General features: G+C 64.9%; 2 protein-coding genes. Both read left to right on the top strand.

Going from position 1 to position 23,015, the window contains the following annotated elements:
- The first annotated feature begins 2 nt into the window (after positions 1 to 2).
- The gene (locus YUO_RS0108545) at positions 3 to 6,584 is read left to right on the top strand and encodes a non-ribosomal peptide synthetase (RefSeq protein WP_028346871.1); all 6,582 of its coding nucleotides are present in this window, start codon (positions 3 to 5) and stop codon (positions 6,582 to 6,584) included.
- Positions 6,577 to 23,010, top strand: coding sequence for a non-ribosomal peptide synthase/polyketide synthase (locus YUO_RS0108540; protein ID WP_028346870.1), 16,434 nt, complete (start codon positions 6,577 to 6,579; stop codon positions 23,008 to 23,010). Before YUO_RS0108545 ends, YUO_RS0108540 begins: the two co-directional genes overlap by 8 nt.
- Positions 23,011 to 23,015 lie beyond the last annotated feature (5 nt).

Raw genomic sequence — 23,015 nt, 5'->3', positions numbered from 1 at the left:
ACATGGCTGAACCATCAAAGCCAGGTTTGCGTGATCTGGATTCCGCGCAGGTGAAAAAGCTCCTGTCGCTGGCGAGAGAGCGCGGCCGAAATGCCAGCAAGGCTGGAATCGCCTCGATTCCGGCGGTGCCGCGCGGCGGGCCGCTGGATTTGTCTTTTGCCCAGCAGCGGCTTTGGTTGCTGGCGCAGGTCGATGGCGCCAACGCCAACTATCACATTCGCGGCGCCTTGCAGCTTTCGGGTGATCTCGACATCGATGCATGGCGTCGCAGCCTTGATCGGTTGTTTGCGCGTCACGAAGCGCTGCGCAGTGTCTTCCGCGTGGTCGATGGAACGCCTTGCGTTGAATTGCTGCCGGCCGATGAACACCTGCCGGTGCTCGAACATGATTTGCGGCGACGCCTGGATGCCGAGAAGGAACTCGCGCGCTTGTGCCGCGAGGAGGCCGACACGCCGTTCGATCTCGCCGCCGGACCATTGATCCGCGGACGCCTGATCCGGACGGCGGAAAAGAAGTATCTGTTCCTGCTCACCCAGCATCACATCATATCCGACGGCTGGTCGATGGGCGTGCTCGTACGTGAGCTGGGCGCGCTTTACCGAGCCTTCACGGCAGGCCAACACGATCCGTTGCCGCCGCTGGCAATTCAGTACCCGGACTACGCTGCCTGGCAACGGCAATGGCTGGCGGGCGAGCGGTTGCAGCGGCAGGTCGACTATTGGCGGCAGGCGCTCGCGGGCGCGCCCGCGGTGCTCGAACTGCCGACAGACCGGCCGCGGCCACCGGCCAGGTCTCTCGCCGGCGCGTCATTGCCGATCGAGATCGACGCCGAGCTTGCGCATCGTATCAGGCTATTCAGCCAGTCGCACCGCGTGACGGCATTCATGACAGTGCTGGCGGCCTGGGCGGCGGTGCTGTCAAAGCTTTCCGGGCAGACTGATCTCGTGATCGGCACGCCGACGGCAAACCGCAACAGGCGCGAAATCGAGGGCCTGGTTGGCTTCTTCGTCAACATGCTGGCGCTCCGCGTCGATTTATCGGGAGAGCCTGATGTGGCTGAGTTGCTCAGCCGCGTGCGCGCTGCGGCGCTCGAAGCTCAGGATCATCAGGATCTGCCGTTCGAGCAACTCGTCGAGATCATTCAGCCGCCGCGGCGGCTGGCGCATACGCCGGTCTTTCAGGTCGTGTTTGCCTGGCAGAACAACGAGGCGGCGGTACTCGAGCTGCCCGGCCTCCAGGCTGAGATAGCCGATATCCCGCTGCAGCAGGTCAGGTTCGATCTCGAGCTCAATCTGGGCGAGGCGGACGGCCGCATCGTCGGCGCCTTGAACCATGCGACGGCACTGTTCGACGAAGCGACGATCAAGCGTCACCGGGACTATCTGCTGGCGTTGCTGCGCGCCATGGTCGTCGACGCGGATCAAATTGTCGACCGGATCGATATTGTCGGCCAAGAGGAACGCAAGCTCGTTCTGGACACATGGAACGAAACGGCTGCGCCGTTCCCATCGGAGCGCTGCATCCACGAACTGTTCGCAGAGCAAGTCCGAACCGCGCCCGAAGCCACGGCGCTGGTTCACGAGAACATTCGCCTGAGCTATGGCGAACTTGATGCGAACGCCAATCAGCTCGCACGGCACCTGATCGCTTTGGGTGTAGGCCCGGATCAGCCGGTCGCGATCTGCCTGGAACGCGGCATCGCCATGATCGTCAGCCTGCTGGCCGTGCTGAAGGCGGGCGGCGCTTATCTGCCGCTGGATCCGGCCTATCCGGCGGAGCGGCTGCGTCAGATCGTCGAGGACGCAAGCCCGGGATTGTTGATCGTTGACGATGCCGGACGCGCAATCTTCGCGGATGCGGCGTGCAAGGTTGTCGATCTGGAGGCGAGCGCAGCCACCGTCGCCAATCTGGCAGCATCGGATCCACGTGACCTTGTCACGGGACTTGCATCACGGCATCTCGCCTACATCATCTACACGTCCGGCTCCACCGGGCGGCCAAAAGGGGTGATGGTCGAGCATCGCGGCCTGGTAAATCTGGCGCTGGCACAGCGAGCGCTGTTTGACGTTTCCCAACGCAGCCGCATCGTGCAGTTCGCCTCGTTCAGCTTCGACGCCAGCACTTGGGAAATTGTCATGGCGCTGTGCTCGGGGGCCGAGCTGTTTCTCGTCGGTCCGCGACAGCACCGCAATACGTCGGAACTGCTCGATTTTCTCGCGGACAACGCCATCACGCATGCGACCTTGCCGCCGGCCATGCTGCAGGGGCGGGATGATCTCGACAGGCTGGCGTCGCTGCGGGTGCTCGTCCTCGCCGGTGAATTGCCCAAGGCGGAATTGATCAAGGATCTGCCGCCTAGCGTCGCCGTCTTCAATGGCTACGGGCCGACGGAAACGACCGTCTGCGCTACCAGTTGGCTGCGGCCGGCGGGATTTAATGGCGACATCGTCCCGATCGGTCGTCCGCTTCCCAATACGCGAATCTATCTGCTTGATAGCTTCGGCGCGCCCGTTCCGCTCCGGGCGACCGGCGAAATCTACATCGGCGGCGCAGGGATCGCTCGCGGCTATCTCAATCGCGCCGACCTGACAGCGGAGCGCTTTGTGCGCGATCCCTTCAGTGGCGACGCTAACGCGCGAATGTATCGCAGCGGCGATCTCGGCCGTTACCTGCCGGATGGCAATATCGCGTTCCTCGGCCGCAACGATCATCAGGTCAAGATCCGCGGCTTCCGCATCGAATTGGGCGAGATCGAATTTCGTCTCAATGAGCATGCCGACGTCGCCGATGCGGTGGTGCTGGTCCGCCAGGATCACAGCGGTGACCCGCGGCTGGTCGCCTATGTGGCCGCGAAGGACGACGGCGCGCGGCTTGATGCCGGTGATTTTGCGGCTGTGATGCGCAATCATCTCCGTGAACGTTTGCCGGATTACATGGTGCCATCGGCGTTCGTGCGCCTGGATGCACTGCCGCTGACGCCGAACGGCAAGGTCGATCGCAAGGCGCTGCCAGCGCCGGAGGATGATGCCTTTGCAAGGAGCAGTTTCGGGCCGCCGCAAGGGGAGACCGAGGAGGTCGTCGCAAAGATCTGGACCGAGCTGCTCGGCGTCGATCGTATCGGACGCAACGATCACTTCTTTGAACTGGGCGGCCACTCGCTGCTCGCGGTCCGCATGCTAGAACGCTTGCAGCGCCATTCGCTCCGCGCCGATGTGCGCATGCTGTTCGCCAATCCCGTGCTCGCCGATTTCGCCGCCAGCCTCAATGGCGGCGTCGGCGCGGCTGTTCCGGCCAATCTGATCACGCCGCAGATGACGGCGATTACGCCTGAGCTGTTGCCGTTGATCGCATTGAAGCAGTCCGACATCGACAGCATCGTGGCCAACGTGCCCGGCGGCATCGCCAACATCCAGGACATCTACGGGCTATCGCCGCTTCAGGATGGCATTCTGTTTCATCATCTGCTGTCGTCACAGGGCGATCCATATTTGCTGGTCGGCCAGATGGCGTTTGCCAGCCGTGACCTGCTCGACCGCTATCTCGCTGCCGTCCAGCAGGTCATCGATCGTCACGACATTCTGCGCACGTCCATCGCGTGGGACGGGCTGTCCGCTGCGGCGCAAGTGGTTTGGCGGCGGGCTTCTGTAGTTATCACCGAGGTCGTGCTGGACCGCGAGAGCCCGGCGCATGAGCAGCTTGCGCGGCGTTTCGACCCGCGCCGCACCCGGATCGATCTCGGTCAGGCGCCGCTGTTGCGGTTTGCAATCGCGCGCGATCCCGGCAAGGAGCGCTGGCTGCTGCTGGTGTTAATGCATCATTTGATCGGCGATCACTCCACCCTGGAGGTGATGCACGACGAAGTGCAGAAAATATTGTCCGGACGCGGCCATGAGCTTCCGGCTCCGTATCCATTCCGGAATCTGGTGGCGCAGTCGCGTGGATCGGCAGCTATTGCGGAGCACGAGCGCTTCTTCCGCAGCATGTTGTCTGACATCGATGAGCCGACCACGCCCTTTGGGCTGGATCGCGTGCATGGCGATGGTGGCGGCGTGGCGGAAGCGCGGCGAATGCTGCCGGAACAGCTCAATGCACAGCTCCGCGTTCTGGCGCGGCGGCTGGGGGTAAGCCTTGCCAGCCTCTGCCATCTAGCATGGGGTCAGGTAGTGGCGCGAAGCAGCGGGCGTGAGCACGTCGTGTTCGGCACGGTTCTGTTCGGCCGCATGCATGCGGGCGCCGGCGGCGATCGCACCATGGGGTTGTTCATCAATACATTGCCGCTGCGGCTCGATCTCGATGACACCGCGGTTGAAGACAGCGTTCGTGATGCGCACACCCGGCTGGCCGAGCTGATGGCGCATGAACATGCGTCGCTGGCGCTCGCGCAGCGATGCAGCGGTGTCGCCGCGCCGGCGCCCTTGTTCAGCTCGATCCTCAACTACCGGCACAATGCGATGCCGGCGGCTTCGTCCACGGGGCAGGGCGGCGCAGGCCTACACGGCGTCGAGTGGCTCGGCGGCGAAGAGCGTACCAACTATCCCTTGATGATGGCAGTCGAGGATTATGGCCAAGCGCTCGGCTTGACCGCCCAGGTCGTCCATCCACTCTCGGCCGATCGCATCTGCGCCTTGATGCAGCAGGCGCTCGATCAATTGGCGGAGGTGTTGGGGCGCGCGCCTCGCTCTCCGGTGCGGCAACTGGATGTTCTGCCTGACGAAGAGCGTCAGCTTTTGCTGGAGAGGTGGAATCGGACGCAGACTCGGTATCCACGAGACCGCTCATTCATCGAGCAGTTCGAAGAACAGGTCGGGCAATCTCCTGATGCTGTGGCGCTGGTGTTTGGCGATGAGGAGCTGAGTTATCGCGCGTTGAACGCGCGCGCCAATCGGCTGGCACGGCGATTGCACGATCGAGGCGTCGGAACCGACACAGTGGTGGGGCTGGCGCTGGAGCGCGGCGTCGAGATGATGGTCGCGCTGCTCGCGGTACTGAAGGCGGGCGGGGCTTATCTGCCGCTCGATCCGGATTACCCGGCGGAGCGGCTGGCGCACATGCTGCGCGACAGCGGCGCGGCGCTGGTGCTGACGCAACGGACGCTGCTGGATCAGTTTGCCCCAGTGCTGGAGGAGACCGGCGCCGAGGTATGGATGCTCGACGAGGAGGACAGCGGCGAGAGCGGTGATGCGGCCAATCTCGGCGTCGCCGTTCACCCCGAGAGCCTGGCTTATGTGATCTACACCTCGGGCTCGACCGGCCTGCCCAAGGGCGTGATGGTCCGCCATGACGCGGTGACGAACTTTCTGGCGACCATGGCGGAGCGGCCGGGCATGACGGCCAAGGACCGCGTGCTCGGCTTGACCTCGCTGTCGTTCGACATCGCGGTGCTGGAATTGTGGCTGCCGTTCACGCTCGGGGCATGCGTGGTGCTGGCCGATCGCGCGGCTGCGCATGATCCGGCGAGGCTCAAGGCGATAGTGGCCGCGCAGGGTGTGACCCTGATCCAGGCGACGCCCTCGACCTGGCGGATGCTGCTTGATCATGACGGCCCGTCGCTTCCTGCAAGCTGCCGCGTGCTGTGCGGCGGCGAGGCCTTGCCGCCGGACCTGGCGCGGCGGCTGGTGGCGCAGGCCGGCGAGGTCTGGAATCTGTACGGCCCGACCGAGACCACGGTGTGGTCAGCCCGCCATCGCCTGGATGTCGAGGACGACCGTCCGCTTCTGGGCGGCCCGATCGGCAACACCACGTTGCATATCCTCGACAACGACCTCAATCTCGCGCCGGTTGGCGTTGCGGGCGAGCTCTATATCGGCGGCGCAGGACTTGCGCGCGGCTACTGGCGACGCGGCGCGCTGACCGCGGAGCGCTTCATCCCCGATCCGTTTGGTACTCCCGGCGCGCGGCTTTACCGCACCGGTGACATAGCGCGGTGGCGCGCCGATGGCGTGATCGAATATATCGGCCGCGCCGACCACCAGGTGAAGATCCGCGGTTTTCGGATCGAGCTCGGCGAGATCGAGGCGCGGCTTCTCCAACAGGATGGTGTACGGTCGGCAGTGCTGGTGGCGCGCGAGATTGGCGTTGCCTGTCAACTCGTCGGCTATGTCAACGGCGCGGCGTCGCTGGACGCGACGACGCTCAAGGCGGCGCTGTCGTCGGCGCTGCCGGACTACATGGTGCCGGCACGGATCGTGGTGCTGGACCGGCTGCCGCTGACACCGAACGGCAAGATCGACCGCAAGGCGCTGCCGGCTCCGGACCAGCTTGCAGCCTTGGCCGAGCATGTGGCGCCGCGCACGCCGGCCGAAGCGGCGCTCGCCGCGATCTGGGCCGACCTGCTGCGCCAGCCCAACATCGGCGTCACCGACAACTTCTTCGAGCTCGGCGGCGACTCTCTCACCGCCGTCCAGCTCGTTGGCCGCATCAAGCGCGATCTCGGCCACGACCTGCCGCTGAACCGCCTGTTTGAAATGACGACCATCGAGACGATGGCCGCTGCGCTTGCCCCGGAGATCCAGGTCGACAAGCGCAGCGACGACATCGCCGTGATGCTCGACATGTTGAAGGAAGTCGAACTTTCCGATGAATGATATCGCCGCCACGCAGAAGCAGCAGCTTCGCGACATCTCACGACGCTTGATGCGTCTTGATGCCAGCAAGCAACAAGCGTTCCTGACGCAGCTCGCGGCGAAGGGCGTCAATCTCGCCATGCTGCCGATTGCGCACCAGGAAAAAACGCGGGCACCGCTTTCCTTTGCGCAGTCGCGCCTCTGGTTCTTGTGGCGGATGGATCCGGACAGCGCCGCCTACAACATCTCGGCGACGGTACGGGTGCGAGGCAAGCTTCAATTGCACGCCCTGCAGCAGGCCCTCGATGCGCTGGTCGCCCGTCACAGCGCGCTTCGCACGGTGTTTCGGCAGGAGGGCAAGGAAGCCGAGCAGGTCGTGCTCGACCCGCAACCGTTCACGTTGCGGCATGTAGCGCTTGATGGCGATGACCGCGAGCAGCACGCATATCTGCTGACGCGGCAGGAAGCATCGCTGCCGTTCGATCTCGAAGCCGGCCCGCTCATGCGTGCCGCGTTGCTGCGGCTTGAGGAGGACGACCATTTCCTCGCCGTCAGCCTGCATCACATCGTGGCCGACGGCTGGTCGATGGGCGTGCTGGTCGACGAGTTCTGGCGCTTGTACGCGGCACTCGCAGGCGGCGAGACGCCGGTTTTGCCGGAGCCCTATATTGAATATGCCGACTATGCCTGTTGGCAGCGGCTCTGGATGAGCGCTGTCGATGGCGAGCGCCAGGTCAATTATTGGACGGCGCGCTTAAAGGATCCAGCGGCGCTGCAGCTTCCAGTCGATCGGGCGCGGCCGGCGGTTCCTGATCTCGCCGGCGCCGCGCTCCGGATGACCCTCGATCCGGCGCTCGCCGAGGGCTTGCGCGCGCTGGCGCGCCGGCATCAGACCACGTTGTTCGTCGTCCTGCTGGCGAGCTTCAAGCTGCTGCTCTATCGCTACACCGGTCAGTCCGACATCAGTGTCGGCGTCCCGGTCGCCAATCGCCACCGGGACGAGACGCGCGGCGTGATCGGTCTGTTCGTCAACACCCAGGTGCTACGCACGCAGTTCGATGGTCGCGCGACGATCGCGGACTTTATCGCATCCGTTCATTCGGCCACGATCGAAGCCCAGGAGAACCAGGACCTTCCGTTCGAGCGGTTGCTGGAAATCCTGCAGCCCAAGCGCAGCCTGAGCCAGAATCCGCTCTTTCAGGTGCTCTACAACCATCAGCGCCGGCGCCAGTCGGGCAATCCGCCCGACGGCACCGACCTGCAGATCGAGAAGCTCGACGCCGAAGTCGACACGGTCAAGTTCGACCTGGCGCTCGACAGCGAAGAGGGACCGGTAGGGGAGATCCGCGCGATCTTTACCTATGCGACCGCGCTGTTCGAGCCGGCGACGATCGAACGCATGGCGTCGCATTGGATCACGATCCTAAACACGATGGTTGAGGACGGCGCGCAGTCGGTCGCCGGCATGGCGCTGCTTTCCGCGCAGGAAGTGGCCACGCTGCGCGAGTGGAACGGCGGGGGTGCCGGAATGGCCGCGCCGTTTACGCCGGTGCACCAAACGGTCGCGCGGCTGGCTGCGGAAACGCCTGACGCGCCCGCGCTCATCTTTGGCGACGACGTGATCTCTTATGCCGAGCTTGACCGTCGCGCCAATCGGCTGGCACATCGCCTGATCCGCTTGGGCGTCGGTCTTGCCGATCTGGTCGGCATCTCGGCACGGCGGTCGCCGTCGCTGGTTGCAGCCTTGCTGGCAATATTGAAGACCGGCGCGGCCTATCTGCCGCTCGATCCCGAGCATCCGGCAAAACGGCAGGTCGGAACCATGCACGACGCCGGCGTGCGCTTCGTGCTGGTTGATGCCGAAGGTTCGGCACTCACGACGCTTCCGTCAGGAATCGCGGCTGTCCCGCTCGACGCGAGCGATCTCGGCCAAGAGCCGGAGAGCGATCCCGGCATTGCCGTCGGAGCAACAAGCCTTGCCTATGTGATCTACACCTCCGGCTCCACCGGCATCCCGAAGGGAGTCGCGATCGAGCATAGGCCGTTTGCGATGCATTGCGAGGTGACCGCCGGGCTCTACGACATGGACCGGCACTCGCGCGAACTGCACTTCCTGTCTTTTACCTTCGACGGCGCCCATGAGCGGCTCTGGACGGCGCTGACCTGTGGCGCAGCGCTCGTGATGCGCGACGAGAGCCTGTGGTCGGCCGAACAGACGCTCGACGTGCTACGCCAGCAGCGCGTCACCAACGCCGGCTTTCCGCCGGCCTATTTGCAGCAGCTCGCCGACTTTGCGGCATGGCGTGGCGATCCGCCGCCGGTCGGGCTTTACTCGTTCGGCGGCGAGGCCATGCCGAAGGCAGGCTTCGACAAGGTCAAGCGCGCGCTCAAGCCGCGGACATTGATCAACGGCTACGGCCCGACCGAAACCGTCGTGACGCCGCTGGTCTGGAAGGTCGATGCCAGCGAGGAGATCGAAGGCAACTATGCGCCGATCGGCCGCCCGGTGGGACGCCGCTCGGCCTATATTCTGGATGGTGACCTGAACATCGTGCCGGTTGGCGTAACCGGCGAATTGTTCGTCGGCGGCGAGGGACTGGCGCGCGGCTATTGGCGCCGCGCCGAACTGACGGCCGAGAGATTCATCCCCGATCCCTTTGGTGCGCCCGGCGCGCGGCTATATCGCACCGGCGATTTGGCGAGATGGCGCCCCGATGGCGTGATCGAGTATGTCGGGCGCTCCGATCATCAGGTGAAAATCCGCGGCTTCCGGATCGAACTCGGCGAGATCGAGGCGTGGCTGATGCGCCAACCGGGCGTTCGATCAGCGGTGGTCGTTGCGCGCGAAGCTGGCGTAACCAGCCAACTGGTCGGCTATGTCGCCGGCGAGGGCGCGTTCGATGAAGCGGCAATGCGCGCGGCCCTTTCGAACGAACTGCCCGATTACATGGTGCCGGCTCGTATCGTGAAGCTTGAGCGGCTGCCGCTCACCGCGCACGGCAAGGTGGACCGCGAAGCGCTACCGGCGCCCGATGTGCAAGCTACTGCGGCCGCACATGTCGCGCCGCGCAGCGCGACCGAGGCGACGCTTGCCGCGATCTGGGCTGAGTTGCTTGGCCAGCCGCTCATTGGCGTTGACGACAATTTCTTCGAGCTCGGCGGCGATTCGATCATCTCGCTGCAACTGGTCGGCCGCGCCCGGCAGGCGGGCCTCGTGATCGAACCGCGTGACGTTTTCCGGCACCAGACCTTGCAGGAGTTGGCGCGGGCCGCGCGCATCGAACGGATCGATGAAGCTGTCGCTCCCGAGAAAGAGGTAGAAGGCAGCGAACATCCGCTGTTGCCGATCCAGGCGCGATTCTTCAGCGAGGATGCCGGCGAGCGCCATCACTGGAATCAGGCCGTCGTGTTGATACCGAAGGCGCGGCTGGATTGGGCGACCGTGGAGCGCGCGGTCGCCGCCGTTGTCGCGCATCACGATGCCTTGCGTCTTAGCTTCAAGGAAGTCGATGGCGCTTGGCGCGCAACCTATGGCGCCGCGCCGGCAGCTTCGGAGTTGTTGTGGATTCGGAGCGGCATCCGCAATGCAGCCGAGGTAACGGCCGTCGCTTCCGCCGCCCAGGCCAGCCTGTCGCTGGCAGGACCGCTGCTCCGCGTGGTCGGCATGGATCTCGCCGACGGCAGCCAGCGGCTTCTCATCGTGGTGCACCATCTCATCATCGACGGCGTGTCGTGGCGCGTGCTGCTCGCAGATTTTGCTGCGGCTTACGGGCAGTTTCAGCAAGGCGCAGCGTCGATCGCGCTGGCGAGGAGCCAATCCTATGCATCTTGGAGCGCGCGGTTGCAGGCATATAGCGGCACCGAAGAGCTGTCTGCCGAGTTGCCCTATTGGCTCGAACGAGGATCGCGCGTCGATCTGCCCTGCGACGACGATTATGATGGCATCGACCGGGTGGCCGAGGGCGAGGAAATCCTGCTGGCATTCGATGCTGGGCTGACGACGCGGCTGCTCAAGGAAGCGCCGTCCGCCTACCGGACCCAGGTCAACGATCTGCTGCTGGCGGCATTGGCGCGGGCGGTATCGCGCTGGAGCGGAATTGAGGACGTTGTCGTCGAGCTCGAAGGACACGGCCGCGAGGACATTTTTGCCGAGGTAGACATTTCCCGCACGGTCGGTTGGTTCACCACCGCTTTCCCGGTGCGCTTGCCGGGCGGCTCCGGCGATGATGCTTCCCTGATCAAATCCGTTAAAGAAGAGCTTCGGGCGATTCCCGCCCGCGGGTTAGGCTTCGGCGTATTGCGCCATCTCGGCACCGAGGCGCAGCGCCACGCGCTTGCCGCGCTGCCCGAGCCGCGCATCGTTTTCAACTATCTCGGCCAGTTCGATAGCAGCGTGGGTGAGGGCGCGCCGTTCCGGCTTGCGCCAGAGAGCGCCGGGCCGTCGCGCAGCGACAGCGCGCCGCTTGGCCGCTGGCTGAGCATCAACGGCCAGGTGCGGGAAGGCCAGCTACGGCTGTCGTTCAGCTACGGCCGCAGGCGTTACCGGCGAGCCACGATCCAACGCCTCGCAGAGCATTATGCCGCGGCGCTGAGAGAACTCGTCGAGCATTGCACAAGCGGCGCCCGCGGCATCACGCCGTCGGATTTCGCATTGTCGAATTTGAGCCAAGCCGATCTCGATCTCCTGGGCGCGACGATCGATTGCCGCGACATCGAAGACATCTATCCGCTGTCGCCGATGCAGCAGGGCATGCTGTTCCATGCGCTGCGCGACGGAGAAAGCGGCAATTACGTCAACCAGGTCGGTCTCGAAGTGCGAGGTCTCGATGCCGGCCGGTTGCGCGCAGCCTGGCACGAGGTGAGCGCGCGTCATGCGGTGCTGCGGACCGGCTTTGCCTGGCGCGAGTTGTCAGGCGCGGCACAGCAAGTGGTATATCGCCATGTGACGCTGCCATTCGTGGAAGAAGACTGGCGCGAGCGGGCCGCAGCCATGGACCGCGGCGAACGCGAAGTGGCGCTAGCGAAGGCGTCGCAGGCGGAGCGCGCCAAAGGCTTCGACCTGTCGCAGGCGCCGTTGCAGCGCGTGCGCCTGATCCGGCTTGACGAAAACCGTCACTGGTTGATCTGGACGCATCATCATATTCTGCTGGACGGCTGGAGTTCGGCGCGGCTGGTGGCCGAGATACTGCAACACGAACGCGGCCATCGTTTGCCCGCCGTGCAGGGCCGCTACCGCGACTACATCGCCTGGCTGCAACGGCAGGACCGCGACGCGTCCGGGACGTTCTGGCGGTCGGCATTGTCGGAGCTCGATGAGCCGGGTTTCCTGGCGGATACGCTGGGAGGACCTGCGGCCTCCGGTGCATCCGGCCATGGTTCGCTCGACCTGCTTCTCACTGCCGATCTGACTGCAAAGCTGCAAGCATTTACAAGGCGCGAGCGCGTCACGCTGAACACCCTGTTGCAGGGCGCATGGGGACAATTGTTGCGTCGTCACACCGGCCGGCGCGTGGTCTGCTTCGGCGCGACGGTATCGGGCAGACCGGCAGAGATCGGCGGGTCCGAGGAAATGGTGGGCCTGTTCATCAACACCCTGCCGGTTGTGGATCGGGCAAGCCCGCAGACCGATGTTGGTGTATGGCTGCGGGACCTGCAGGAACGCAACATCGATTTGCGCGATCACGGCTGGATGCCGCTCTACGAGATCCAGCGCCTCGCCGGACGATCTGGCCGGCCGCTGTTCGACAATATCCTGGTGTTCGAAAACTATCCGATCGATCAGGCGTTGCGCGGCGAGAACGAAAGCGGTCGCCGCTTCGGGCGGGTCGAGCAGGTCTCGATCACCAACTATGCGCTGACGGTAGCGGTATTCGCCAAGGCCGACGGCATCAATCTCGGCTTCCGCTACGACCGCAGCCGCTTCGATGAAGGCCAGATCAGGTATCTGCAGCTCACGCTGTCGCGGCTCCTTGCCGAGATCGTCGCGGACGCTTCCCGACCGCTGGGTGAGCTCAGCGGGCTCGATGCCGATGAGACACGGAAGGTGCTCGGCTGGAGCGGCGGCTTTGCCAAGGCCCCGAATGTCGGCAATAGTATCGTGGCTCAGATCGAGGCTTGCGTCGCTGCTTCGCCATCCGCGATTGCGTTGGTGTTTGGTGACCAGCAGGTCAGCTATGAGGAGCTGAATGCTCGCGCCAATCGTCTGGCGCGACGGTTGCAAGCCCACGGCATCGGCCGCGACCGGTTGGTCGGGCTCGCACTGGAGCGCAGCATCGAGTTGATCGTCGGCGTTCTCGCCGTGCTGAAAGCCGGTGGAGCCTATCTGCCGCTCGATCCCGATTATCCGCCCGACCGCCTTCTGCATATGCTGCGCGATAGCGGAGCTGCGCTGGTCTTGACGCAAGGCCGGTTAGTAGAGCGCCTAGCGCCGGTGATCGCGGACGATGCCGTCGAGGCCTGGCCCATCGATGAAGCGACTAGGGCACCGACCGGAGAGCCCGTCCGCAATCTCGACGTAGCGCTCCATGCCGACAGCCTGGCCTATGTGATGTACACGTCGGGATCGACGGGCATGCCCAAGGGCGTGGACTGCTCGCACGGTGCGCTGGCCGCGCGGCTTGGCTGGATGCAGGCGGAGTATCGCCTCGATGCCGGCGAGACCTTGCTGCAGAAAACGCCGTTCAGCTTCGACGTTTCGGTCTGGGAGATCCTTTGGCCGCTCGCGACCGGCGCACGGCTTGCGATCGCAGCGCCGGGCGCGCATCGCGAGCCGCGGCTGCTGGCCGATGCCATCATCGCCCACGACGTGACGACACTGCATTTCGTGCCGCAGATGCTCGAGCATTTTGTTACCGAGCCCGAAGCGAAACGCTGCATCACCCTCAAGCGCCTGTTTGCCGGCGGCGAAGCCTTATCGTCAGAGTTGAAGGCGCGTGTGCTCGCGGCCTTCCCCAATGTGCGTTTCGATAATCGCTACGGTCCGACCGAAGCCTTGATCAACGCTACGTTCTGGAATTGTCGCGACGATGGCGCGGTGCGGGTGCCGATCGGGCGGCCGATCCCGGGTACGGTCATTCGGATCCTCGATACCAACCTGAACATGGTCCCGGCCGGCGTGACCGGTGAATTGTTCATTGGTGGAGCAGGGCTGGCGCGGGGCTACTGGCGACGTCAGGCGCTGACGGCGGAACGCTTCCTTCCCGATCCCTTCGGCGGCCCTGGCGCGCGGCTATATCGAACGGGTGATTTGGCGCGTTGGCGCGCCGATGGCGCGATCGAATATGTTGGGCGGTCCGATCACCAGATCAAGATCCGCGGATTCCGCATCGAGCTTGGAGAGATCGAGGCACGGCTGCTCGAGCAGCCCGGTGTCCGCGCTGCGGTGGTGGTGGCGCGCGAGGCTGGATTGGGCCGCCAGCTCGTGGGTTACGTCAGTGGCGCGGCTGAACTGGAGGAACGGGTTTTGCGGTCGGCGCTGTCGGCCGTTCTGCCTGATTACATGGTGCCGTCGCGGATCGCAGTGCTGCGGCGGCTGCCGCTGGCGCCGAACGGCAAGATCGACCGCCAAGCGCTCCCGGCGCTCGACGCCGTGTCCACGGGTGCGCAGTACGAGGCGCCGCGCACGCCGGCCGAACTGGTGCTGGCGGCGATCTGGGCCGAACTGCTCGGCCGTCCTGCCGTTGGTCTCGCCGACAACTTCTTCGAGCTCGGCGGCGATTCGATCATCTCGCTGCAGATGGTAAGCCGGGCCCGCCGCGCCGGTTACCTGATCGAACCGCGCGATGTGTTTCAGCATCAGACGCTCGAAGCGCTGGCGCTCGCCGCACGTGCCGAGCAGCGCAGCGAAGCGCTCGCCGATCAGGGGCAGGTCACCGGCCCGCATTCGTTGCTGCCGATCCAGGCACGATTCTTTGCAGAGGACGCAGGAAAGCGCGATCACTGGAATCAGGCCGTGCTGCTGCGGCCGAGGGATCCTCTCGATTGGGAAATGATGCGGCGCGCGCTAGCGGCTGTGGTCGATCATCACGACGCACTGCGGCTTCGCTTCGAGGAAGCCGAAGGAAGGTGGCGCGCGGAGCATGGTGCCGCACCCGCCGCCGGCGATTTACTTTGGATACGAAGCGCGCCCGACGGGCAAGCCGTGACGGCGTTGGCAGCATCAGTGCAGGCAAGTCTTTCGATATCGAGGGGACCGCTGCTGCGGGCGGTCGGGATCGACGTCGCCGATGGCACTCAGCGTCTCCTGATCGTGATCCATCATCTGGTGGTCGACGGCGTGTCGTGGCGGATTTTGCTGGAAGACGTCGCCGCCGCCTATGCACAGCTAGTGAACGGCAACGCGGCTGCGCTTCCGGCGAAGAGCCACGCCTATGCCGCGTGGGGCAAGCGGCTGCAAGATTGTGCAGGGTCGCTCGAACTGGCGACTGAATTGTCCTATTGGATCGATCGCCGTGCGAATGCGGATATTCCTTGCGACGACGACCATGGCGGCAGCGACTATGTCGCCGATGCCGATGAAGTCTTGCTCACATTCGAACCGGAATTGACGCAGCGCCTGCTGACGGACGCGCCGGCCGCCTATCGCACGCAGATCAACGATCTTCTTCTCGCCGGCCTTGCACGCGCCGTCTGGCAATGGAGCGGACAGGACGACGTACTGGTCGAGCTGGAAGGCCACGGCCGCGAGGACCTGTTCGGCGATCTCGACATTTCGCGCACCGTCGGCTGGTTCACCACCGCCTTTCCCATGCGGCTGGCTGGTGGGTCGCAGGACCCCTCGTTACTCGTCAAGACCGTGAAGGAGGAACTGCGCGGCATTCCCGGCCGGGGACTCGGTTATGGCGTATTGCGCTATCTCGGCTCCGAAGAGCAGCGCGCGGCGCTGACTGACATTGCCGAGCCGAAGATTGCCTTCAACTATCTCGGCCAGATCGACGGCGGCGTCGACGACGCGGCATTGTTCGCCATGGCATCGGAAAGCGCGGGCCCCTCGCGTGACGCATCGAGCCCGTTGCGGCGCTGGCTCAGCGTGAATGGCACCGTGCGCGACGGCCAGTTGCGGCTCTCGTTCGGCTTCGGTCGCAAGCGCTATCGGCGGGAAACGGTCGAGCGACTGGCTGGATTGTACGACGTGGCGCTGCGCGAACTGGTCGATCACTGCACCAGCGGCGCCTGCGGCGTGACTCCGTCGGATGTAGCATTGTCGGGCCTTGGCCAAGCCGATCTCGACGGGCTGGAGTTGGATTGGCGAGAGATCGAGGACATCTATCCGTTGTCGCCGATGCAGCAGGGCATGCTGTTCCATGCGATGCACGACGGCGAGAGTGGGCTTTACGTCAACCAAGTCGCCGCGGAGGTACGCGGCCTCGATGCCGGAAAGCTCCATCGCGCGTGGCAGGCGGTCAGCGATCGCCATGCGGTGCTGAGAACTGGTTTCGTCTGGCGCGATCTTTCCGGCTCGCCGCAACAGATCGTCTATCGTCGTGCTGAGGTGCCGTTCGTCGAGGAAGACTGGCGCGCGCGGGCCGCGGCGTCCGAGCCGCCCCAGTTGGAGGCTGCTCTGGGCGAAGTTTCGCTGCGCGAACGGGTCGAAGGATTTGACCTGTCGAAGCCGCCCCTGCAGCGAGTGCGGCTGATCCGGCTCGGAGAAGATCGTCATTGGCTGATCTGGACCCATCATCACATCCTTCTCGACGGATGGAGTTCGGCGCGGCTGATCGCCGAGGTGATGCAGCACAATGGCGACGGCCGGTTGCCTGCATTGCAGCGCCGTTATCGCGACTACATCGGTTGGCTGCACAGCCGGAACAGCGACGCATCGGCGGCGTTCTGGCGCAATGCGATGGCAAAGCTGGAAGAGCCGAGCCTCCTGGCAGGCGGTTCGACCGAACATGCAGACGAGGAGGCGCCCGGTCACGGCATGCTCGCGCTGGAGCTGGATATTGCCGCGACCGAACGCCTGCAGCAATTTGCTGCGCGCGAGCGTGTGACGCTGAACACGCTGGTGCAGGCGGCTTGGGCGCAACTGCTAAGGCAACATACCGGGCAGGGAACGGTTTGCTTCGGCGTCACCGTATCAGGCAGGCCGCCGGAATTGGCCGGCGCCGAGGATATGGTTGGCCTGTTCATCAACACCTTGCCTGTTATCGACGATGTCGGTCCGCAGCAGAAAGTCGGCGCATGGCTGCGTCACTTACAGGATCGCAATCTGACCTTGCGCGAATACGGCTGGACGCCGCTCTACGAGATCCAGCGCCTGGCGGGACGTCCTGGGCGGCCACTGTTCGACAGCATCCTGGTGTTTGAGAATTACCCGGTCGACCGCGCGCTGATGGGGAAGAATCGGCAGATCAGGATTGGCGAGACCAGGATCGTCGAAACCAGCAACTATCCGCTGTTCGCGAGCATCGGCCTCGATGAGCGGCTGCGGCTGGTCTTCAACTATCAGCGCAGGCATTTTGATGAGGCGCAGATCGCGCGGCTACAGCGCGCCTTTGTGCGGCTAATGGAGGCGTTGAGCGTCGATGCCGATCGACCCGTCGGCATGATCGCGGCCAGCGATCCCGCTGATGATGCGCTGCTTGCCCGGGCGAACGACACGCGCCGCGATGCGCCGCGTCGGGGAATTGTCGAGCAGTTCGAGGCGCAGGTCGATCAATCTCCGGACGCTGTTGCGCTGGTGTTTGGCGATAAGGGGCTGAGTTATCGCGCGTTGAACGCTCGCGCCAACCGGCTGGCGCGGCGGCTGCGCGATCGCGGTGTTGGAACGGACGTGGTGGTGGGGCTGGCGCTGGAGCGCGGCGTCGAGATGATGGTCGCGCTGCTGGCGGTGTTGAAGGCGGGCGGGGCCTATCTGCCGCTCGATCCGGATTACCCGGCGGAGCGGCTGGCGCACATGCTGCGCGACAGCGGCGCTGCGCTGGTGCTGACGCAACGGACGCTGCTGGAGCAGTTTGCGTCGGTGCTGAAGGAGACCGGCGCCGAGGCGTGGCTGCTCGACGGGAAGGAAGACGGCGAGGGCGGTGATGCGGCCAATCTCGACGTCGCCGTCCACCCCGAAAGCCTGGCCTATGTGATCTACACCTCCGGCTCGACCGGCCTGCCCAAGGGCGTGATGGTCCGCCACGATGCGGTGACGAACTTTCTGGCGACGATGGCGGAGCGGCCGGGCCTTACGCGCGAGGATCGCGTGCTCGGCCTGACCTCGCTGTCGTTCGACATCGCGGTGCTGGAACTGTGGCTGCCGCTCACGCGCGGGGCGTGCGTGGTGCTGGCGGATCGCGCCGCCGCGCATGATCCGTCGCGGCTCAAGGCGATAGTGGTGAAGCACGGCGTCACCATGATCCAGGCGACGCCCTCGACCTGGCGGATGCTGCTCGACCATGACGGCCCGTCGCTCCCCGCAAGCTGCCGCGTGCTGTGCGGCGGCGAGGCCTTGCCGCCGGACCTGGCGCGGCGGCTGGTGGCGCAGGCCGGCGAAGTCTGGAACCTGTACGGCCCGACCGAGACCACGGTGTGGTCGGCCCGCCACTGCCTGGATGCCGAGGACGACCGTCCGCTTCTGGGCGGCCCGATCGGCAACACCACGTTGCATATCCTCGACAACGACCTCAATCTCGCGCCGGTCGGCGTTGCGGGCGAGCTCTATATCGGCGGCGCAGGGCTTGCGCGCGGCTACTGGCGACGCGGCGCGCTGACGGCTGAACGCTTCATCCCCGATCCGTTTGGCCCGCCGGGATCACGGCTCTACCGCACCGGCGACGTGGCGCGGTGGCGCGCCGATGGCGTGATCGAATATATCGGCCGCGCCGATCACCAGGTGAAGATCCGCGGTTTTCGGATCGAGCTCGGCGAGATCGAGGCGCGGCTTCTCCAACAGGATGGTGTACGGTCGGCAGTGCTGATGGCGCGCGAGATTGGCGTTGCCTGTCAACTCGTCGGCTATGTCAACGGCGCGGCGTCGCTGGACGCGACGACGCTCAAGGCGGCGCTGTCGTCGGCGCTGCCGGACTACATGGTGCCGGCACGGATCGTGGTGCTGGACCGGCTGCCGCTGACGCCGAACGGCAAGATCGACCGCAAGGCGCTGCCGGCGCCGGACCAGCTCGCGACATCAGTCGAGCGCGTCGCACCGCGCACGCCGACCGAGGCGGCGCTGGCCGCGATCTGGGCCGACCTGCTGCGCCAGTCCAACATCAGCGTCACCGACAATTTCTTCGAGCTCGGCGGCGACTCGATCATCTCGCTGCAGATGGTGAGCCGCGCGCGCCGCGAAGGCGTATCTATCGAGCCGCGCGATGTCTTCCGGCACCAGACGATCGAAGCGCTGGCCGCGTTGTCCCGCGACGTCAGACCGAACAATGACACTCCGGCATCAGCGCGCGGCTCACTCTCAGGTTTGACCAGCGAACAGCTCGAACGGCTCGATCTGGACTGGAGCCGCATCGAGGACATCTACCCGCTGTCGCCGATGCAGCAGGGCATGCTGTTCCACAGCCTGCGCGATGCCGGCAGCGGCGTTTACGTCAACCAGGTCAGCGTCGAAATCCGCGGGCTTGATGCGGAGCGTCTCGGAAGGGCATGGCGCGAGGTGGCCGCACGCCATCAGATGCTTCGGACCGGATTCTTGTGGCGCGAGCTTGCCGGCTCTCCGCTGCAAGCCGTCTATCGCGACGCCGTCGCGCCGGTCGAACAGGAGGACTGGCGCGGGCAAACCATCGATGAGGATCGGATTGCGGCGGCGCTTGCTGACGAACGCGCCGCCGAGTTCGATCTCTCGACGCCGCCGCTGCAGCGGGTGCGGCTGCTGCGTCTCGAGGACGATCTCTATCGGCTGATTTGGACCTATCATCACATCCTGATGGATGGGTGGAGCTCGGCAAGGTTCGTCGGGGAAGTTCTGGAATGCTATTATGGCGGCGCGCCCGCGGCGAACCCGACGCGTTACCGCGACTACATCGCCTGGCTGCTGGCGCAGGACGCCAAGGCTGCCGAACGTTTCTGGCGCGAACAGCTCAAGAGCTTCGAAGAGCCGACGCAACTGGCGGACACTTTCGGCGCCCGCCGTCATCAGGCATCCGGCCACGAGCGCTGTTACACGCGGCTCGGAGAGACGGCGACCGCGGAGCTGAAAGCATTCGCGCGCCGTGAGCGGATCACGCTCAATACCGTCGTTCAAGGCGTATGGGCGTTGCTGCTGCAACGCTATACCGGCCAGCAGACCGTGACATTCGGCGTTACGGTTGCCGGCCGCCCGGCGAATCTCGACGGATCGCAGCAGATGCTCGGGCTCTTCATCAACACGCTGCCCGTGATCGAAACGCCGCCGTTCGCGAGCACGGTGGGAGAATGGTTGCGGGCGCTTCAGGATTGCAATTCGGCGATCCGCGATTACGAGCATACGCCGCTTTACGATATCCAGAGCTGGGCCGGCCGTGCCGGTCAGGCCATGTTCGACAGCATCATCGTGTTCGAAAACTATCCGATCGAGCGCAGCATGCACCGGGGCGATGGCTCGCTGCAGTTCGGCGGCCTCAGGAATGTCGACGTGACGAACTATCCGATGGACCTGTCGGTGCTCGTCGAGGACACGCTTCAGGTCGAGTACACCTATATGCCGAGCCATTTCACCGCGGCGCAGGCGGGGCAGATCAAGGCGCAGTTCGAGTGTCTGCTTGAAGTGCTGACGCGCGACGCGTCGGCGTTGCTCGGCAGTATCGATCCGGTCACGGCGTTTGACGCCGCGCTCGCCGAAAACTGCAATCGTCATGCGACGTCGGCGGCCGCATTGCCGCTGGTTCACGAGTCGATCGGCATCCACGCGCGGCGTCATCCGGAACGGACGGCGCTTACCATCGGCGGCAAAACGCTCTCGTTCGGTGCGCTCGACGCCAGGTCCAACCGCCTTGCCCATCACTTGATCGGCCGGGGGCTGAAGCCCGAGCAGCGCGTTGGCGTTGTGGTCGAGCGAACCGAAGCCACGATGGTCGCGCTGCTAGCCGTCCTGAAGGCCGGCGGTGCCTACGTTCCGCTCGATCCGGAGATTCCGGCCGAGCGGCGCGCCTTTGTCATGCGCGATGCCGGGATTTTGTTCCTGCTGACGGGACAGCTTGATGTCCAGGAAGGCATCGAGCGTGTCGAGAGAATCTCCCTTGCGACATTCGATTTCGATGCCGGGCCGGACTATGCGCCGCAACCGGAGCTGCATCCCGAGAATCTCGCTTATCTGATCTACACGTCCGGCTCGACGGGAACGCCAAAGGGCGTGGCCGTCGCCCATGGGCCGCTCGCGATGCACTGTCATGTCACGGGCCGGCTTTACGAGATCGACGAGAGCTCGTGCGAACTGCACTTCCTGTCGCTGGCCTTCGACGGTGCCCATGAACGCTGGCTGACGGTCTTGTCGCATGGCGCGCGTCTCTTGATGCGGGACGCCGAATTGTGGACGCCGGAGCAGACGGCTGAGAACCTGCACGCGCATCGTGTCAGCCATATCGGATTGCCGCCGGCCTATCTGCAGCAGGTCGCGGAGGCGGTCGAGCAGGCGGGCAATCCGCCGCCGGTCAAGCTCTACTCGTTCGGTGGCGAGGCGATGCCGAAGGCTGGCTTCGACAAGGTCAGGCGCGTGCTGAAGCCGCGGATACTGATCAACGGTTACGGTCCGACCGAAACCGTCGTCACGCCGCTGGTCTGGAAGGTCGATGGCACTGGCGAATGCGAGACACCTTATGCACCGATCGGTTTGCCGGTCGGTGACCGCCGCGCCTACATCCTCGATAGTTCGCTCAATATCATTCCCGCCGGTGTCGCCGGCGAGCTCTATCTTGGCGGCTTCGGACTGGCGCGCGGCTATCAGGGCAAGGCCAGCATGACTGCCGAGCGTTTCGTGCCCGATCCATTCTCGGCGGTGCCGGGCGGGCGGCTATACCGGACCGGCGACCTCGCGCGCTGGCGCGAGGACGGTACCGTCGAATATCTCAGCCGCAGCGACGACCAGGTCAAAGTCAACGGCTTCCGGATCGAGCTTGGAGAGATCCAGACCTCTCTGCTTCGTCACGAGGAGATCGAACAGGCCGCCGTAGTGGCGCTAGCGGGCGCAGCCGGAAACCAACTCGTGGCCTATGTCGCGCCGAAGGCGGCAAAGAACGCGGCGGGAGACGCTGCCGAGGCTCTGGTCGGCAGATTGACCTCCTTCCTGAAGCAGACCTTGCCTGCTTACATGGTGCCGGCGCGTATCATGGTGCTTGAGCGGCTGCCGGTGTTGTCCAGCGGCAAGGTTGACCGGCGCGCGCTGCCGGCCCCCGATTCGGCTGGGCGAAGTTTTGTGGCTCCGCAAGGGCCGGCGGAGACCGCGATGGCGCGGCTGTGGGCCGACATTCTCAAGCTGCCGCAGGTCGGCGTCACCGATAATTTCTTCGAGCTCGGCGGCAATTCGATTCTCAGCCTGAAGGTCGTGGCCCGGCTTCGGCAGGACAAGGCGTTTGGCATTGAGATCAAGCTGCGCGATCTCCTGCAGAAGCCCACGATCCGCGCGCTGCTCGCGGACAACGCTTCCCCGGCGCCTGCCGCTGCGCCGCCGACAGCGCTGCTGCCGCTGAATGCCGCGGTCCATGGCGCGCATCCGGTATTCTCTGTACACGGCGGCTTCGGCACTGTTTTCGATTATGGGCCGCTGGCGCGCCGCCTCGAAGGACGCCGGCAAGTGATCGGTCTGCAGTCCAGGATGCTGGTCGACAGCTCGTGGAGCGATCGGTCGCTCGAAGCGATGGCGGCGGACTATGCGAACGAGATCAGGCAGGTTCAGCCAAACGGTCCCTATAGTTTGATCGGCTGGTCGCTCGGAGGGCTACTCGTCACGCTTGTTGCAGCCGAACTCGAACGGTGCGGTGAACGCGTCGACTGTCTCCTGATGGTCGACAGTTTTGTGCTGCGGCAGCACGGCGGACCGGAGCGGCAGGAAACGGCCGCCCACTGGATCGATGATCTCGCGGGATTGCTGTCGGCCGTGCTTCCGCACGCGGCAGCCGTTCGTATCAGCTCGCATGTGGAGGAAGCGAAGGCCGCAGGCATGCCGGAGACATCCGAGAGCGTCCGGCATCTGGTCGCACAGATATTGGGGGAGGAAGCATCGACGGACGACACACTGCTTGGTGTCGACGACCTGTCAGCAGCCTTCGCAGTCGGCCGGCACCTGAAGTCCCTGACGCAGAATGCCGCGCCGCCGCGGCGTCTTGCGACAAAGCCATTGTGTTGGTGGACGTCGGGCCGCCTGACGCAGCGCGATCGGTTGGAGATGCAACTACCTGATGCCATTGACCGCGGCGTCGTCGGAGGCAGCCACTTCACGATCCTGAAGGATGCCGGCTTGCTCGATGAGATCTGTGGGCTGCTCGTGCCGGAGACGGCATCGGCGGCTTCGCAGGACACGGTGCCGGAACCGGCGGAGTGAACATT

The organism is Bradyrhizobium murdochi (genome assembly GCF_000472965.1).
GTDB lineage: Bacteria > Pseudomonadota > Alphaproteobacteria > Rhizobiales > Xanthobacteraceae > Bradyrhizobium > Bradyrhizobium murdochi.
This window is presented reverse-complemented; position numbering and strand designations above follow the sequence as displayed.

What these genes read in the sequence shown, in the direction of transcription:
- YUO_RS0108545 (WP_028346871.1), top strand. Translation starts at nt 3, where the DNA reads ATGGCTGAACCATCAAAGCCAGGTTTGCGTGATCTGGATTCCGCGCAG.
- YUO_RS0108540 (WP_028346870.1), top strand. Translation starts at nt 6,577, where the DNA reads ATGAATGATATCGCCGCCACGCAGAAGCAGCAGCTTCGCGACATCTCA.